Below are 16,870 nucleotides of genomic sequence, written 5' to 3'. Positions count from 1 at the left end.
TTAACCGATCAAGACACGCTTCCGCCGCTCGTTCAGCTCGGCGTGGTTCCGCGTGAGAGCGCTCTACCGATCCCGGCACCGGTAAACTCCGCCGGTAGGCTCGGCGGAAAAGAGGAGACCGAGTGAAGCGGCCCACGATCGCCGACATAGCGCGGCGGGCGGGCGTGTCCAAAGGCGCGGTGTCGTACGCGCTGAACGGCCAGCCCGGCGTCTCCGAGGCGACCCGGCAGCGCATCGTCGCCATCGCCCAGGAGATCGGCTTCAACCCCAACAGCGCCGCGCGGGCCCTGTCCGGGGCGAGCGCGCGTGCCGTCGGGCTGACCCTGTCCCGCCCGGCCCGCATCCTCAGCATCGAGCCCTTCTTCATGGGCCTGATCAGCGGGTTCGAGGCCGAGCTGGCCGCCCGGTCGTACGCGTTGACCCTCCAGGTCGTGGCCACCCCCGAGCAGGAGGTCGAGGTCTACCGCCGGTGGTGGGGCGAGCGCCGCATCGACGGCGTGATCGTGACCGACCTGCGGGAGAACGACCTCCGTATCCCGGTTCTGCAGAAGCTGCAACTTCCGGCAGTCGTCATCGGCGGCCCCGGCGACACCGGCAAGATCGCCCAAGTCTGGTCGGACGACGCCGGCGCGATCACCGAGACGGTGCGCTACCTGGTCGCGCTCGGCCACCGGCGGATCGCCCGGGTCAGCGGTCTGCCCGGCCTGCTGCACACCAAGGCGCGCACCCGGGCCTTCAACGACGTCTGTGCCTCGCTCGGCCTCAACGAGGCATTGACCGTGCCGTCCGACTACACCGGCGAAGAGGGCGGCCGGGCGACGCGCCGGCTCCTGATCGGCGCCGGCCGCCCCACCGCGATCATCTACGACAACGACGTGATGGCCGTGGCCGGCCTGGCCGTGGCGCAGGAGATGGGGCTCGCCGTGCCGGGCGACCTCTCCATCGTGGCCTGGGACGACTCTCCACTGTGCAGCCTGGTGCACCCGCCGCTCACGGCCCTGTCGCGCGACATCGCCGAATACGGCGCGCACGCCGCCCGCGAGCTGCTGGCGGCGATCGACGGCAAGCAGGTCAACAACGTCGAGGCCGGCACGGCCCACCTGACGCCCCGCGGAAGCACCGCGCCGCCGCGTTAGGCGCGGTGCGTTTCCAGATACGCCTCGATGCGCTCGGCCGGCGTCGGCCGGCCCAGAGCGAATCCCTGCCCGTAGAGGCATCCGGCCGCCGCGGCCCGCTCGATCTGCTCCTGGGTCTCCAGCCCCTTGGCCACGATCTCGAGACCCAGACGGCGGCCCAGGCTGACCACCACGTCGATCACCGCGGGCCCGTTACCCGGCTCCGCGCCGGCCAGCGACGTGTGCAGCTTGAGCATGTCGACCGGCAGGCGCCGCAGGTGCGACAGCGAGGCCTGCCCGGCGCCGAAATCGTCGAGCGCGGCCCGCACACCCAATTTGCGCAGCCCGGCCAGCGAGGCCACGATCGCCGGCACGTCCTCGGCGATCCACGTCTCGGCCACCTCGACCACCAGGCGCTCGGGATCCACGCCGTACCGCTTGAGGGTGGCCGCCACCCGGTCGGGGAAGCGGGCCGTGAGCAGCTCGCGCGGGGACACGTTGACCGACAGCCAGAAGCCGTTGTCGCCGCCCGCCCAGCCGGACAACCGCTTGCAGGCGGTGTCGAGCACCCACTCGTCGAGTTCGGCCGAGATGCCCACGGCGCGGGCGATCGGCAGCAACTCGTGCGGCAGGATCGTGCCCAGCTGGGGGTGCCGCCAGCGCAGCAGCGCCTCCACACCCACCGGCTGCTGGTCGCGCAGGTCGACCACCGGCTGGAAGACCAGGTCGAGCTCGCCCCGGTCGGCCGCCCCGAGCAGCTCGCGCTCGAGGTCCATCCGGCGGTTCAGCTTCATCTCGACGTCGGGGTCGTACCACTCGACCCGGTCCAGCCCGAGCTGGCGGGCCCGCTTCCGGGCCAGGTCGGCGTGGCGCAGCACCTCGTCGGAATCGTCGCCGCCGGCCAGTTCGGCCAGGCCGATGCTGGTGTGCAGCTCGACTGTCGCGCCGGGCAGCCGGTGCGGCTCGGCCAGCACGGTCGCGATGCGGGTGGCCAGCGCGTACGCCAGCACCGCGCCGTCGGCGGTCAGCACCGCGAACTCGTCACCGCCGAGCCGGGCCGGCACGTCCTCGGCGCCCAGCAGGCCGCGGATGCGCCGGCCCACCTCGATCAGCACCGCGTCGCCGGTCTCGCGGCCCCGGCTGTCGTTGATCTCGGCCAGGCCGTGCAGGTCGATCACCAGCAGCGTGCCCGGTCGGCCCGCCCGTCGCCGGTGGGCCAGCAGGTCGCGCATCAGCGCCCGCCGGTTGGCCAGCCCGGTGAGTTGATCGGTGTACGAGAGTTTGTGCAGCGTCCGCTCGAGGTGCCGCCGCTCGCCGATGTCGCGCACGTGCACGACCAGCGCCGCCACCTCGGGCACACCGCGCTGGTCGGAGATGGTCGACTCGGTGTCGCGCCACAGCCCGGCGCCGTCACGCATGCGGGCCGTGACCAGCGCGGGCGGCCCGTCGGCGGGCTCCCCGGCCAGCACCGAATCGATGATCTCCTGCGCGATCTCGACGTCCTCGGCGTGGATCAGGTCGCCGAACGTGCGGCCGACCACCGCGTTGTCGTCCAGGCCGAACAGACGCGACGCGGCCGGCGACTGCCAGGTGATCCGGAGGTTCTCGTCGAGCACCAGGGTGAGGTCGGTGGCCCCGGCGACCAGCGAACGGAAGTGGGCCTCGGCGGTCTGCAACTGGCCCGCGTAGCGCCGGATGTCGTGCACGACGAGCAGTTCGCGCATCGCCAGCACGGCGACCATGGCGATGCCGAGAATGATGCTGGTCGGGTCGAACTCGCGGGCCACGATCAGATGCCAGACGGCGGCCACCACACCCACCCCGGCCGGCACGGCCAGCAGCGGATAGCTGGCCAGATATTGATCCGGGTTGCGCGGCTCCAGCGCCGGCGCGGGCAGGTCGCGGCGGGAGCCGCCCTCGGCGGTCAGGGCCAGGCCGCCCACGATCGGCAGCCCGAACAGGGCCAGCAGCGGGCCACCGGCGTCCGCCGCGAGCAGCGTCGTGACCGCGGCCAGGCCGCTGAGCACGAGGATCGCCCCGATGCCGCAGCGCACCGCCGGACGCCGGGCCGGCCAGCCGCGCAGCATGGCCACCAGCACGATCGCGATGCCGGTGGCGCCGATCAGGGTCACCGGCAAACCGGCCGGGCGCTCCGACTGTTCCGGAGTGAGCAGGTAACCCGCGAAGGCCAGGCTCACGCCCAGCCCGAGGCCGTCGAAGGCCCGCCGGGAGTGCACGACCCAGCCCTTGCCCGAGCCCGGCAGCAGCAGGGTGCCGACCGCGTAACAGGCGGCGGCCAGGCCGAAGACGATCGTCACCCAGACCGCCGCGCCCGGCGGCGCCAGCAGCGGGACCAGCGCGGCCAGGGCCGTGGCGAGAGCACCCAGCCCCACGAAACCGGCACCGCGGCAGGCCACGAACGAGCGGTCGGCGTGGTGGATCGAGAGCGCCGCCCGCACCAGCACCGCGGTGGCCCACAGGGCGCAGCCACCGGCCCCGGCGGCCAGAGCCACCTCGGGCGCGACCACCCCGGTCAGCCCGGTCAGCAGCACGACCGCCGCGGCCACGGGCACGCCCAGCAGCCACGCCCGGCCTTGAGGCCGGGCGGCGCGCGGGGGGAGCGGCACTGCCACGTCGACGGATCCTCTGCAATTCTTGGCCGAACAGGGGGACAGAGGGAGCTGCACCGGACAACGAACGTCCCTCGAACAGGTTACGGCCGCGTGTTGCTCCTCCGCACTTCCAGATCGTCGGCTATGGACAAACGGAGCCGCCGGCCACCGACGGCAACACCTGGATCTCCGAGCCCGGGCCGACCGGGGTGGCCAGACCGGCCGCGCGCCGCGCGTCCTCGCCGTCCACATAGACGTTGACGTAACGCCGTACGGCACCCTGCTCGTCACGGATGCGCCGGGCCAGCCGGGGCCACCGCTCGCCGACCTCGGCCAGCACCGCACCCAGAGTGCCGGCGGCGGCGATCTCGAGCCGCGACTCACCGCCCGCCTCGGCCCGCAGCACGCCCGGCACCAGCAGCACCGGCATCAGACGGTCACCGCCCGCACGCTGAGCACGTCGGGCAGATGCGACACCACGGTCGACCAGCTCTCGCCCTCGTCGTTGGTGGCGAACACCTCGCCGCACCTCGTGCCGAAGTAGACACCCACCGGGTCGTGCTCGTCGGTGCACATGGCGTCGCGCAGCACGACCGGGTAGTAGGGCCCCGTGGGCAGACCGCGCTGCTGCGGCTCCCACGTCCGGCCCGCGTCGGTCGACCGGTAGACCCGGCAGCGCAGTTCGGTGGGGTGACGTTCGCCGTCCGCGGTGAGCGGGAAGTTCCAGATCGTGCCGGCCCGGCGTGGGTGGGCGACCATCGGGAAACCGAAGTCCGAGGGCAGCGTGTCCGCGATCGACTGCCAGCTGTCGCCGCCGTCGGCCGAGCGGTAGACGCCGTGGTGGTTCTGGGCGTACAGGCACTCGGGGTCGCCGGCGTCGCGGGCCACCCGGTGCACGCACTGGCCGAACTCGGGCCACGGGTCGGGGAAGAAATACGCCTTGATCCCCCGGTTGGCCGGGGCCCAGCTCGCGCCCCCGTCGCCGGAGCGGTAGACCCCGCCGGTCGACATGGCCACGAGCAGCCGGGCCGGGTCGCCGGGGTGGGGCAGGATCGTATGGATCGCCTGGCCGCCGAAACCGGCACCCCACTGCGGCCGGTGCGGGTGGTCCCACAAACCACGGACCAGCTCGAACGACTCCCCGCCGTCGGTCGAGCGGAACAACGCGGAAGGCTGTGAGCCCGCGTAGACCACGCCGGGCTCGTCGGGGTGCCCGGGCACGATCTGCCAGACCCGCTCGACCGCGACGCCCGCCTCGGCCGGGAAGGCGATCGGGGCGGCGTCGGGTTCGTGCCAGGTCGCGCCGAGGTCGTCGCTGACGGCCACGCTCGGCCCGAAATGCGAATTGTCCACGGCCGCCAGCAAGCGGGGCCGCGGGCCGCGTAGGTCCACGCCGACCGTGTAGATCGCCGTACCGGGAAAGTGTGCCGGGCCGACCTGCCAGGTCCGGCGTTCGGTGTCGCTCGTGGCCAGGAACAGGCCTTTCTGTGTGCCGATGGCGAGCAGGACAGTCATGCGGCCGAGTATGCGCGCCGGGACCGGCAGAAGCACCGCACAGAGTGGGTGGGAAGATGAACCGGTGAGGTCCAAGCCCCTGCTGCGCGTCCGCAAGACCGGCGCCCTGATGGTCGCCGCGGTGATCGCGTTCGTCTGCGCCGTGCCCCTGGCCGGCGCGATGTGGCAGCTCACTCCGGTTCTGCTGATCCCGGTCGTCGTCTTCGTGTGGGCCTGGCGGGCCGGCACCGACGTCTACGCCGACGAGCTGCGGGTGCGCGCCCTGGTCGGCAGCACCCGAGTGCCGTGGCAGCGGGTCAGTGAGCTCGCCCCCGACGCCGGCGGGCAGATCTCCGCGCTGCTCGACAACGGCAACGTGATCCGGCTGACCGGCGTCACCTCCGACAACCTGCCCCGCGTTCTGGCCGCCGGCGGCCAGCAGATCGGCCACTCCGACCAGCCTCCCAGTTGACCTCGCTACCCTGGGGTGCGTCGCAACCTCGAGGAGGTCGAGTGATCGTGCGTTCCCGCCGGGCCCGCGCCGTCTCGGTGACGCTCGCCGCCGTGCTGGGCCTCGCCTCGGCCTGCAGCTTCGGGCCGCCCGATCCGGACCAGCAGGGCGCGCCGCCCAACCTGCCGAAGCCGTCGGCCGATGCCTCCGACGAGGCGCAGGACCCGAGCGGCGGCAGCCAGGAGGTCGCGGTCACGGTGCTCGCCAAGGGTCTCGACGTGCCATGGGGCATGGCCTTCCTGCCCGACGGGTCGGCGCTGGTGACCGAGCGCGACACCGCGCGCATCCTCAAGGTCGGCCCCGAGTCCGACGCCGAGGGCCTGGCCGTCACCGAGGCGCAGCGGCTGGCCGAGGTGCGCGCCTCCGACGACGGCGGTCTGCTCGGCATCGCGGTCTCGCCCAAGTACGAGACCGACAAGACGGTGTTCGTCTACTACTCCACCGCCAAGGACAACCGGGTCGGCAAGCTGGTGCTCGGCCAGAAGCTGCAGCCCATCCTGACCGGCATCCCCCGCTCGGACGCCGTCAACGGCGGCGCGCTCGCCTTCGGTCCCGACGGCCAGCTCTACGCGGGCACCGGCGACGGCACCCCGACCGGCGCCCAGGCGCAGAATCCGAAGAGCCTCGGCGGCAAGATCCTGCGGATGACCACTGCCGGCAAGCCCGCCGCGGGCAACCCGGTCAAGGACAGCCTGGTCTGGAGCTCGGGTCATCACAATGTGCAGGGTCTGGCCTGGGACAAGACCAAGCGCCTGTACGCGAGTGAGAGCGGGCAGAAGAAGTCGGGCGAGCTCAACGTGATCGTCAAGGGCAAGAACTACGGCTGGCCCAAGGCCGACGGCCCCGGCAGCGACACGAAGCTGACCAACCCGATGTTCAGCTGGCCGGTCAAGGACTCGAACTGCTCCGGCGTCGCCGTGCTGGAGCAGATGGTCGCCGCCGCGTGCCTGGACGGCAAGCGCGCCTACCTGCTCAACGTGACCCAGAACGGCACCGTCCTGGGCACGCCGCAGGAGGCGCTCGTCGGCGAGTACGGCCGGCTGCGCAGCATGATCGCCGCGCCCGACGGCTCGCTCTGGATCGGCACGTCGAACCAGGAGGAGGCGGGCACCCCGGCCCCCGACGACGACCGGATCATCCGGCTGGTCTTCTCGGACGGCGGCGCCGGTCGCAGCTGACCATGCCACGGTGGTGGGGACAACGGTTTGACTGGCGGAAGGGCGGGGCAGGTGAGCCGACGATGATCGAGCAGACTCGGCCCCGGCGCTTCCTCTCTGCGGTCCGCCGATTCCCGTACGTGGTGGGAAGGCTCAGGCGCAACCCGTGGACCAGACGGGTGCGGATGGCGGCCATGATCGCCGTGATCAGCGTGGGCGGCGCGGTCATCGGCACGATGCTGTTCGCCCACGCCAACGTCAACGTCGGGCCGTTCCGCGCCGAGATGTCGATCAACCCGTCGATCCTGGGCGGCACCGAGGTCGACCTGCCCCCGCTCGGTTCGCTGCACCTGGACAGCCACGACGGCCCGATCCACCTCAAGGTCAACCTGGCCGCGCTCGACCAGAGCCGTACGGAGGCCCTGATCGACGACCCGGCCACGATCAGCCGGGCCGGTGAGAACGCCGTCACCGACGTGCGCGACGGTGTGATCCGCCTGGGCGTGCGGACGCTGGGCATCGCCGTGCTCAGCGCCCTGGTGCTGAGCGCACTGATCTTCCGCAACGTCCGCCGAGTCGCCGCCTCGGGAGTGACCGCCCTGCTCGTCACCGGGGGCAGCCTGGGCCTGGCCGCGACCACCCTGCGGCCCGACTCGATCGCCGAGCCGCGCTACGAGGGGTTGCTGGTCAACGCGCCCGCCGTCGTCGGTGACGCGCGGCGGATCGCCGACAACTACGGCAGGTACGCCGACCAGCTCAACCAGATCGTCAGCAACGTGAGCCGGCTCTACACGACCGTGTCGTCGCTGCCGGTCTACGAGCCCGCGGAAAACACGACCCGCCTCCTGCACGTCTCCGACCTGCACCTCAGCCCCCAGGCGTACGGGCTGATCCGGACGGTGGTGCAGACCTTCGACATCGACGCCGTGATCGACACCGGCGACCTGGTCGACTGGGGCAGCACGGCCGAGACCGGGTACGCGTCCTCGATCCCTTCGGTCGGCGTGCCGTACATCTGGGTCCGCGGCAACCACGACTCCGCGTCGATCCAGGCCGCCGTGGCCCGCCAGCGCAACGCGACAGTGCTCGACAACAAGATCACCACGGTGGCCGGCCTGACCATCGGCGGCATCGGGGACCCCGAGTTCACGCCGGACAAGAGCGAGACCCCGCCCGCCGGGGACGCCGACGACCCGGCGCAGTCGCCGCTGCTGCGGGCCGGCTCGCAACTGGCCGACACGATCCGGGCGTCGGACAAGCCGGTCGACATCGCGCTCGTGCACGACCCGGCGATGGCGCCGCCGCTCTCCGGTGTGGTGCCGCTCGTGCTCTCCGGTCACCGGCATCAGCGTTCGGTCGAGCTGCTGCCCGCCCCCGCACCGGAACCGTCGGCGTCGCCCGCCCCCGCGGCCTCCGGGACCGACGGGGCCCCACTGGCCACCCGGCTCATGATCGAAGGTTCGACGGGCGGAGCCGGGCTGCGCGGGCTCGAGAAGGAGGAGCCGACGCCGCTGAGCCTGTCGGTGCTCTACTTCGACGAGAACCGGCAGCTCAAGGCCTACGACGACATCAGGCTGGGCGGCACCGGCCAGTCCAACGTGGAGATGCAGCGCAACGTGATCGGCGCGGACCCCGAGGAGGCGCCCGCGCCGTCGCTGTCGCCGACCCCTTAGCTCGCGCCCAGGCGCTCCAGGATCAGGTCGCGCACGGTCTTGGCGTCGGCCTGGCCGCGGGTGGTCTTCATGACCGCGCCGACCAGCGCGCCCGCCGCCGCCACCTTGCCGTCACGCACCTTGGCCGCGATGTCGGGGTTGGCGGCGATCGCGTCGTCGACGGCCTTGGTCAGCGCGCCCGTGTCGGAGACAACCCCGAGGCCCCGGGCGTTCATCACGGCAGCTGGGTCACCCTCGCCGGCCACGACGCCCTCGAGCACCTGGCGGGCCAGCTTGTCGTTCAGCTTGCCCTCGTCGACCAGCTTCTGCAGGGCGGCCACCTGGGCCGGCGTGGCACCGACCGCGGCCAGCTCGACGCCGGTCTCGTTGGCCCGGCGGGCCAGCTCGCCCATCCACCACTTGCGCGCGCCCGCGGGCGAGGCCCCGGCCGCGATGGTCTCCTCGATCAGCTCGACCGCGCCCGCGTTGGCCACCGACTCCATGTCGGTCGCGCTGATCCCCCACTCCTCGCGCAGCCGGGCCCGCTTGCTGCTCGGCCGCTCGGGCAGGGCGGCCTTGAGCTCGGCCACCCACGCCTTGTCGGGCGCGATCGGCACCAGGTCGGGCTCGGGGAAGTAGCGGTAGTCGGTCGCGGTCTCCTTGGAGCGGCCGGGCCGGGTGTCGCCGGTCGTCTCCTGGAAGTGGCGGGTCTCCTGGAAGATCCGGGTGCCCTCGTCGAGCAGGCCCGACTGGCGGATGATCTCGGACCGGACCGCGCGCTCGACCGACCGCAGCGAGTTCACGTTCTTGGTCTCCGTGCGGGTGCCCCACTCCTCGCCGGGCTTGTTGAGCGAGGTGTTGACGTCGCACCGCAGCGAGCCCTGCTCCATGCGCACGTCGGAGACGCCGAGCGAGCGGATGATGTCGCGCAGCTCGGCGACGTAGGCCTTCGCGACCTCAGGGGCCAGCGCGCCCAGACCCGGCACCGGCTTGGTCACGATCTCGACCAGCGGGATGCCGGCCCGGTTGTAGTCGACCAGCGACTCGGTGGCGCCGTGGATGCGGCCCGTGGCCCCGCCGACGTGTAGCGACTTGCCGGTGTCCTCCTCGAGGTGCACCCGCTCGATGCCGATCCGGTACTGCTTGCCGTCGACCTCGACGTCGACGTAACCGTCGACGCACAGGGGCTCGTCGTACTGCGAGGTCTGGAAGTTCTTCGGCATGTCGGGATAGAAGTAGTTCTTCCGCGCCATGCGGCACCACTCGGCGATGTCGCAGTTGAGCGCGAGACCGATGCGGATGGTGGCCTCGATGCCCGCGCGGTTGGCCACCGGCAGCGCCCCCGGCAGACCCAGACAGACCGGGCACACCTGCGTGTTCGGCTCGGCGCCGAAATCAGTGCGGCAGCCGCAGAACATCTTGGTGGCCGTGCCCAGCTCGACGTGGGTCTCGAGCCCGATGACCGGCTCGTAACGCGAGACGGCGTCCTCGTAGGTGGGCAGCGCGGTGGTGGTCATGCGGTCGCCTCCAGCGTGGGTGGGGTCAGCGTGCCGACGGCGGACTCGAGGGCGGCGGCGACCCGGTACATGCGGTCGTCGGCCATCGTCGGGGCCATCACCTGGAAACCGACCGGCAGACCCTCGGACAGCCCGCACGGCACCGAGATGGCCGGGCCGCCGTACAGGTTGGTGGGGATCGTGAAAAGGTCGGCCAGATACATCTGGTACGGGTCGCTCGTGCGCGAGCCGAACGGGAACGCCACGAACGGGGTGGTCGGCGAGACCAGCACGTCGACGCTCTTCCAGGCCGCCTCGAAGTCCCGCGTGATCAGCGTGCGGACCTTCTGCGCCTGGCCGTAGTAGGCGTCGTAGTAGCCGCTGGACAACGCGTACGTCCCCAGGATGATGCGCCGCTTCACCTCGGGGCCGAAACCGGCGTCCCGGGTCAGCGACATGACCTCCTCCAGCGAGCGGCTGCCGTCATCACCCGTACGCAGGCCGTAGCGCACGCCGTCGAAGCGGGCCAGGTTGGACGAGGCCTCACTGGGGGCGATCAGGTAGTAGGCCGGCAACGCGTACTGGAAGTGGGGGCAGGAGACCTCGACGACCTCGGCGCCCAGCTTGACCAGCGCCTCCAGCGACTCGTGGAACGCGCTGAGCACCCCCGGCTCGGAGCCGTCGCCGGCGAACTCCTTGACGACGCCCAGCTTGACGCCGCTCAGGTCGCCCCCGGCACCCCGGCGGGCCGCACCGACCACGTCGGGCACGGGCTGCGGGATCGAGGTGGAGTCGCGCACGTCGTGGCCGGCGATCACCGAGTGCAGCAGCGCCGCGTCCTCAACCGTACGGGCGCAAGGGCCCGGGGTGTCGAGCGAGCTCGAGAACGCGATGAGCCCGTAGCGGGAAGTGCCGCCGTACGTCGGCTTGGCGCCGACCGTGCCGGTGACCGCGCCGGGCTGCCGGATCGAGCCGCCCGTGTCGGTGCCGATGGCCAAGGGCGCCTCGTACGCCGCGACGGCCGCGGCGCTGCCGCCACCCGAGCCGCCCGGGATGCGGCCCAGGTCCCACGGGTTGTTGGTGGGCCCGTACGCCGAGTACTCGGTGGAGGAGCCCATCGCGAACTCGTCCATGTTGGTCTTGCCGAGCATCACCGTGCCGGCCGCCCGCAGCCGCTCGACGATCGTCGCGTCGTACGGCGGGCGCCAGCCCTCAAGGATCTTGGAAGCGGCCGTGGTGGGCACGCCCTTGGTGGCGATGACGTCCTTGACGGCCACCGGCACACCGGCCAGCGGGCCCGTCCTCTTGCCGGCGTCGACGTCGGCCGCGGCGGCCAGCGCGCCCTCGCGGTCGACGTGGAGGAAGGCGTGCACCCGCTCGTCGACGGCGTCGATGCGGTCGAGGTGGGCGGTGGCGACCTCGACGGCCGAGGCCTCCTTGGCCGCGATCGCCTTGGCGAGCTGGGCCGCCGACATCTTGGTCAGGTCAGACACGGCGGTCAGTCCTCCTCAGCCAGGATCTGGGGCACCCGGAACCGGCCCTCGTAAGCGTCGGGGGCGCCGGAGAGCGCCTCCTCCTGCGTCAGGCTCGGCACGGGCACGTCGTCGCGATACACGTTGGTCAGCGGCACCGAGTGCGAAGTGGGCGGGATGTCGTCGGCGGCCACGTCACCGATCCGGGCCACGGACTGCAGGATCACGTCGAGCTGCCCCGCGAACCGATCCAGTTCCTCCTCGGTCACGGCGAGCCGCGACAGGCGCGCGAGGTGCGCAACCTCTTCGCGGGAGATGGCGGCCATCCTGCCCTACTTTCCTCAAAGCTGTCGCTGACCGTACGAGTCTATTTCGCCCCCGGTTCCGCCCGGCGCCCGGGACGGGCCAACCACCCGACCCGCATGACACGCCTTCAGTGAGCCGGCAGGCACGTCCCCCAGAAGGGGTAATTTAGGGTTAATGAGCGTTTGGCGGCTCATGCCGATTTGATAACGGGAAAGCCGTTTAGCGGTTAATCGCCCATGTGGATCTATCGTGGGAACGATCGGTTGATCGAGGCCATGGTGGAGGTCGCATGGACGCCGCACGCCCCCGCGACCCCGCGGCCGTCCACGAGGACGAGGCGTACGACGCAGGCTGTGACGACGTCGACCGCGACACGATCATCGTGCGCCGGCGGCGGCCGATCACCCCCGGCAACGCACCGGTGGACCGGGCCCGGCGGCGGCGTTCGCTGGTGGTCACCGGGCTGCTCGTGGCGGCCGCCGACACCGCGCTGTGGGCGCTCGACCGGCCGCACTTCGAAGCCCTGCCCGCCGCGTACTGGCTGATGGGCTTCCTGGCCGTGATCGTCGACGCCCGGCCGTACGTGGTGGCCCACCGCCGCGCCAGCGAAGTGATCCTGCCGTCCATCTGCTTCACCTTCGCCATCGCCCTGGCCTGGGGTTACGGGCCGGCCCTGGCCGTCCAGCTGATCTCGGTGACAGTGGCCGGCATCCGCCTGCGGCACACCGCCCGGCGCATCCTGCACCTGGCCGTGCAGCACGCGGTCGCGCTGGGAGCGGCCGGCCTGGTCGTGCAGCTCGTCTCGCTGCGCATCGGCCCCGGCCCCGACTGGGGCGACGCCCTGCTGACGGTGGCCGCGGCCAGCGCGTGGATCGTCGCCCGCTACGGGCTGGCCGCGCTCGTCGCCCGCTCGATGGCCGACCGCCCCGGACGGCTCCAACGGCTGCGGCGCCTGCGGCGGTTCGGGGTGGAGTTGCTGGCCACAGCCGCGCTGCTGCTGCTCGGTCCGGTGGTGCTGGCCACCGCCCAGGTCGGGCTGGCCTTCGTGCCGCTGGTGCTGCTCGCGCTGCACGCCGTGCACCGGATGGTGCGTTCGGCCGGCGAGTTCGAGCGGGCCGCCCGGGTCGACGCGCTGACCGGCCTGCCCAACCGGCGGGCGCTGCACGCCGCGGTGCTGTCACAGTCCAAGGGGCGGCGGCTGGCGCTGCTGCTGCTCGACCTCGACCGCTTCCGAACGGTCAACGACGCCCTCGGCCACAGCGTCGGTGACCGGCTCCTGGCCGAGGTGGCGCTCCGGCTGTCCGCTGTGGTGCCCGCGCACGACCTGGTGGTGCGGCTCGGTGGCGACGAATTCGCGGTGCTGGCCACCCGGGTCGACGGTCCACCGGCCGCACGCCGCATCGCCGAGCACCTGGCCGAGGCGCTCAACCGGCCCTTCACGCTGGACGGCATGCCCGTCGACGTGACCGCCTCGATCGGGATCGCGCTGCAGCGGGAACCGGGCAGCGACAGCGCGACGCTGCTGCGCGAAGCCGAGGCGGCCATGTACGACGCCAAGCAGCGCGGCGACCAGTTCGCGATTTACGGCCCGGACTCGGCGCACCACACCCCCGACCGGCTCACCCTGCTGGCCGACCTGCGGCACGCGCTGCGCTCCGACTCGCCCGACGACGGGATCGTGCTCTTCTACCAGCCGCAGATCGCCATCGCGACCGGCGAGGTCGTCGGCGTGGAGGCGCTGCTGCGCTGGCGGCACCCGGAACGTGGGCTGGTCGGCCCGGAGGACCTGATCCGGGTGGCCGAGCCCACCCCGGTGATGCGGCTGCTCACGGAGCGGGTGCTGCACGACGTGGTGGCCCAGCTGGCCGAGTGGCGCGACGCGGGCCGGCCGCTGCGGGCAGCGGTCAACGTCAGCGCGCGTGACCTGCACGCGGGCGACATCGCCGACCGGGTCGACGACCTGCTGACCACGTACGACATCCCGCCCGACCTGCTCCAGCTGGAGATCACCGAGAGCGCGTTGATGGCCGACCCGCACCGGGTGCTGAGCACGATCACCCGGCTGGACCGGATGGGCATCGCGATCTCGCTCGACGACTTCGGCACCGGGTATTCGTCGCTGCAGCACCTGCGCCGGCTGCCCCTGGCCGAAGTGAAGATCGACCGCTCGTTCGTGCTGGGCATGGCCACCGACCACGGCGACGCCGCGATAGTGCGCTCCGTCATCGACCTGGCCGAGGCGCTGGGCCTGCGCGCCGTGGCCGAGGGCGTGGAGGACGAACGCACCTGGCGCCTGCTCGCCGAAGCGGGCTGCCACGCGGCCCAGGGCTGGTTCCACGCCCGCCCGATGCCGGCGGCCGACCTGATCGACTGGCTGGCCCGCTACCGCCCGCTACGCCCGACCGTCGCCCTGCCCACTCAGTAGCGTCACGCCGCCCACGCCGCGCCGCCGCTCCGCCTCCCAGTAGCGTCACCGCCGCCCACGCCCCCGCCTCCTCAGTTAGCATCGCGCCCGACTCCTCAGTGGCATCGCCGCCGCCTATGGTCTGTCGCCGCTCTGCCCCTCAGCCGCGTCACCGCCGATCTCGGCCACCTCGCGGGCCGCGTCGGGCCCGTCGGACAGCAGCACCGCGAAACCGGCCTCGTCGAGCACCGGCACCTTGAGCGACAGCGCCTTGTCGTACTTGCTGCCGGGGTTGTCGCCCACCACGACGAAGGCCGTCTTCTTCGACACCGAACCGCTCACCTTGCCGCCCCGGGCGGTCACGGCCTCGGTGGCCTGATCGCGCGAATGCGTGGCCAGCGTGCCGGTGACGACGATCGTGAGACCCTCCAGCGGCCGCGGGCCCTCGTCGACCCGCTCGTCGGCCATGCGGACGCCGGCCTCGCGCCACTTGCGGACGATGTCGCGATGCCAGTCGACCGCGAACCACTCGCGCAGGCTGTCGGCGATCGTCGGGCCCACGCCCTCCACAGTGGCGAGCACATCCGGTTCGGCCTTGGCCTTCTTCGGCGCTTTGACGGCATCGGCATCGGCGTCGGCCGTAGCGGCTGCTCCCGTCTCCGCACCGGCTTCCTCGACCGCGGCGGCCTCCCCGGCACTGCCCGGCGCGGCCTCCCCGGCACTGCCCGGCCCGGCCTCCCCGGCACTGCCCGGCCCGGCCTCCCCGGCACTGCCCGGCGCGGCCCTCTCGGCGCTGCCCGGCGCGGCCTCCTCGGCACTGCCCGGCGCGGCCCTCTCGGCGCTGCCCGGCGCGGCCGCGACCACGGCCTCGATCGCCTCCATCGAGCCGAACTGCCGGGCCAGCGCCTGCGCCGCGGTCGGCCCGACGTGCCGGATCGACAGCGCCACCAGCACCCGCCACAGCGGACGATCCTTGGCCCGCTCCAGGTTCTCCAGCAGCTTCACCGCGTTGGACCCGAGGCTGCCGTCCTGGTTGACGAAGAACGGCGACTGGCGCAGCTGATCCTCCGTGAGCGCGAACAGATCGCCCTCGTCGGTGATCACGCCGGAGTCGAGCAGCGCCTGCCCGGCCTTGTAACCCAGCACCTCGATGTCGAACCCGCCCCGCCCAGCCAGGTGGAACACCCGCTCACGAAGCTGCGACGGGCACGACCGCGTGTTGGGGCAGCGGATGTCGATGTCGCTTTCCTTGGCCGGCGCCAGCTTCGTGCCGCAGGCCGGGCAGTGCGTCGGCATCACGAACTGACGCGCGTCGTCAGGGCGCAGATCGATCACCGGGCCGAGCACCTCGGGGATCACGTCGCCCGCCTTGCGCAGCACGATCGTGTCGCCGATCCACACGCCTTTGCGCTCGACCTCTTTCGCGTTGTGCAGCGTGGCCAGCGCGACCGTGGAGCCGGCGACCTTCACCGGCTCGAGCACGGCGAACGGCGTGACCCGACCCGTCCGGCCGACATTCACGTCGATGTCGAGGAGCTTGGTCGTGACCTCCTCGGGCGGGTATTTGAAGGCGATGGCCCAGCGCGGCGCGCGCGACGTCGACCCCAGCCGGCCCTGGATGGCCACCGAGTCGGTCTTGATGACGACGCCGTCGATCTCGTGCTCGACGTCGTGCCGATGCTCGCCGTAATAGGCGATGTAGTCGCGGATGCCGGCCAGGTCGGGCACCAGCTTCCACCGGTCGCTGGTCGGCAGGCCCCACGCCTTCAAGGCCTCATAAGCATGGGACTGCGAGTCGGGTGCGAAACCGGCCCGCGCGCCGATGCCGTGAACGACCATGCGCAGCCCGCGGGTGGCCGTGATGCGTGGATCCTTCTGCCGGAGGCTGCCCGCGGCGGCGTTGCGCGGGTTGGCGAAGGGTGCCTTGCCCTGCTCGACCAGCGACGCGTTGAGATCGGCGAACGCGGAGACCGGGAAGTAGATCTCGCCGCGGACCTCGACCAGGTCGGGCGGGTTGTCGCCGGCCAGCCGCTCGGGGATCTCGCGGATCGTGCGCACGTTGGACGTCACGTCCTCCCCCGTGCGCCCGTCGCCCCGGGTGGCCCCGCGGACGAGGCGACCCTTCTCGTACGTCAGGTTGATCGCCAGACCGTCGACCTTGAGCTCGCAGATGAACTCGGCCGGGCCGCCCGCGTCGCGCAGCGTGCGCTCGACCCAGGCTGCAAGCTCGTCGTCGTCGAAGACATTGTCGAGCGACATCATGCGCTCGGCGTGCTCGACCGGGGTGAACAGCGTGGAGAACGTGCCGCCGACATTTTGCGTGGGGGACTCGGGCGTGCGCAGCGCGGGGAACTCGGCCTCGAGCGCCTCGAGCTCGCGCAGCAGCTTGTCGAACTCGGCATCGGAGATGGTCGGCGAGTCGAGCACGTAATACCGGTATTGGTGGCCGCGCAGCTCGTCGCTCAGCTCGGCATGCCGCGCGCTGGCCTCCGAGGTCGGGTCTTTGCCGGCGGCCGCCTCCTGCTCAGCAGTGGGCTGCGCATCCACGATCTCTTCAGACACCGGAACCTCCGCGTTCGAGAACTACCGAGAACGGTAGTCGCCACCCCTGACATTTTCGGTGCTGGGCACGCCTGTGCGGCGGTTGTCCA

The 16,870-nt window shown here is 72.1% G+C and carries 11 protein-coding genes and 1 pseudogene; 5 read left to right on the top strand and 7 right to left on the bottom strand.

What is annotated here, in order from left to right; genetic code table 11:
• Positions 1-122 precede the first annotated feature (122 nt).
• Positions 123-1,136 carry a LacI family DNA-binding transcriptional regulator gene (locus tag BKA14_RS36575; RefSeq protein WP_184955312.1) on the top strand — a complete coding sequence of 338 codons (1,014 nt, stop codon included), beginning with the start codon at positions 123-125 and terminating at the stop codon, positions 1,134-1,136.
• Here the strand turns inward: BKA14_RS36575 and BKA14_RS36570 are convergent.
• The 3 genes from BKA14_RS36570 to BKA14_RS36560 form a co-directional block, all read right to left on the bottom strand.
• Positions 1,133-3,748 (bottom strand): putative bifunctional diguanylate cyclase/phosphodiesterase, encoded by a 2,616-nt coding sequence (locus tag BKA14_RS36570; protein WP_239092543.1) that lies wholly within the window; start codon positions 3,746-3,748, stop codon positions 1,133-1,135. The two genes, BKA14_RS36575 and BKA14_RS36570, sit on opposite strands and share 4 nt — an antisense overlap.
• 121 nt (positions 3,749-3,869) lie before the next feature.
• A complete protein-coding gene (locus BKA14_RS36565) occupies positions 3,870-4,157 on the bottom strand; it encodes a MoaD/ThiS family protein (RefSeq protein WP_184955310.1) in 288 nt (95 codons plus the stop codon).
• The gene (locus BKA14_RS36560; RefSeq protein WP_184955309.1) at positions 4,157-5,242 is read right to left on the bottom strand and encodes a WD40/YVTN/BNR-like repeat-containing protein; all 1,086 of its coding nucleotides are present in this window, start codon (positions 5,240-5,242) and stop codon (positions 4,157-4,159) included. Before BKA14_RS36560 ends, BKA14_RS36565 begins: the two co-directional genes overlap by 1 nt.
• Before the next feature lie 64 nt (positions 5,243-5,306).
• On the opposite strand from BKA14_RS36560, the gene BKA14_RS36555 reads away from it, so the two are divergent.
• From BKA14_RS36555 to BKA14_RS36545, 3 genes are all read left to right on the top strand, one after another.
• Complete coding sequence (locus BKA14_RS36555; protein WP_239092544.1) at positions 5,307-5,693, top strand: PH domain-containing protein; 387 nt, start codon at positions 5,307-5,309, stop codon at positions 5,691-5,693.
• Positions 5,694-5,734: 41 nt separating this feature from the next.
• Positions 5,735-6,910: a PQQ-dependent sugar dehydrogenase gene (locus tag BKA14_RS36550; RefSeq protein WP_239092545.1), complete on the top strand. Its 1,176-nt coding sequence runs from the start codon at positions 5,735-5,737 to the stop codon at positions 6,908-6,910.
• Positions 6,911-6,972: 62 nt separating this feature from the next.
• A complete protein-coding gene (locus BKA14_RS36545) occupies positions 6,973-8,562 on the top strand; it encodes a metallophosphoesterase family protein (protein WP_184955308.1) in 1,590 nt (529 codons plus the stop codon).
• On the opposite strand, the gene gatB is transcribed toward BKA14_RS36545, so the two are convergent.
• The 3 genes from gatB to gatC are packed head-to-tail and all read right to left on the bottom strand — an operon-like array spanning position 8,559 to position 11,835.
• Complete coding sequence (gene gatB, locus BKA14_RS36540) at positions 8,559-10,058, bottom strand: Asp-tRNA(Asn)/Glu-tRNA(Gln) amidotransferase subunit GatB (protein WP_184955307.1); 1,500 nt, start codon at positions 10,056-10,058, stop codon at positions 8,559-8,561. The genes BKA14_RS36545 and gatB overlap by 4 nt on opposite strands.
• On the bottom strand, positions 10,055-11,530 hold the full coding sequence (gene gatA, locus BKA14_RS36535; RefSeq protein WP_184955306.1) for an Asp-tRNA(Asn)/Glu-tRNA(Gln) amidotransferase subunit GatA: 1,476 nt from the start codon (positions 11,528-11,530) through the stop codon (positions 10,055-10,057). The genes gatB and gatA overlap by 4 nt, the downstream gene beginning before the upstream one ends.
• Positions 11,531-11,535: 5 nt before the next feature.
• Positions 11,536-11,835 carry an Asp-tRNA(Asn)/Glu-tRNA(Gln) amidotransferase subunit GatC gene (gene gatC / locus BKA14_RS36530; protein WP_184955305.1) on the bottom strand — a complete coding sequence of 100 codons (300 nt, stop codon included), beginning with the start codon at positions 11,833-11,835 and terminating at the stop codon, positions 11,536-11,538.
• Between the two features lie 269 nt (positions 11,836-12,104).
• Between gatC and BKA14_RS36525 the strand changes: the two genes are divergently transcribed.
• Entirely contained in the window at positions 12,105-14,240 is a 2,136-nt protein-coding gene (locus tag BKA14_RS36525) for a putative bifunctional diguanylate cyclase/phosphodiesterase (RefSeq protein ID WP_438861931.1), read from the top strand.
• A gap of 123 nt (positions 14,241-14,363) precedes the next feature.
• On the opposite strand, the pseudogene ligA reads toward BKA14_RS36525, so the two are convergent.
• Positions 14,364-16,781 (bottom strand): annotated as a pseudogene (gene ligA / locus BKA14_RS36520) (NAD-dependent DNA ligase LigA); the annotation flags it as partial.
• Positions 16,782-16,870: the final 89 nt, after the last annotated feature.

Origin of the sequence: Paractinoplanes abujensis (assembly GCF_014204895.1) — a bacterium.
GTDB classification, from domain to species: Bacteria; Actinomycetota; Actinomycetes; order Mycobacteriales; family Micromonosporaceae; genus Actinoplanes; species Actinoplanes abujensis.
This window is presented reverse-complemented; position numbering and strand designations above follow the sequence as displayed.

Excerpts from the sequence above, each read along its gene's own strand:
- BKA14_RS36565 (WP_184955310.1), bottom strand. The coding sequence starts at position 4,157 with ATGCCGGTGCTGCTGGTGCCGGGCGTGCTGCGGGCCGAGGCGGGCGGT.
- BKA14_RS36560 (WP_184955309.1), bottom strand. The coding sequence starts at position 5,242 with ATGACTGTCCTGCTCGCCATCGGCACACAGAAAGGCCTGTTCCTGGCC.
- BKA14_RS36545 (WP_184955308.1), top strand. The coding sequence starts at position 6,973 with ATGATCGAGCAGACTCGGCCCCGGCGCTTCCTCTCTGCGGTCCGCCGA.
- gatB (WP_184955307.1), bottom strand. The coding sequence starts at position 10,058 with ATGACCACCACCGCGCTGCCCACCTACGAGGACGCCGTCTCGCGTTAC.
- gatC (WP_184955305.1), bottom strand. The coding sequence starts at position 11,835 with ATGGCCGCCATCTCCCGCGAAGAGGTTGCGCACCTCGCGCGCCTGTCG.
- BKA14_RS36525 (WP_438861931.1), top strand. The coding sequence starts at position 12,105 with ATGGACGCCGCACGCCCCCGCGACCCCGCGGCCGTCCACGAGGACGAG.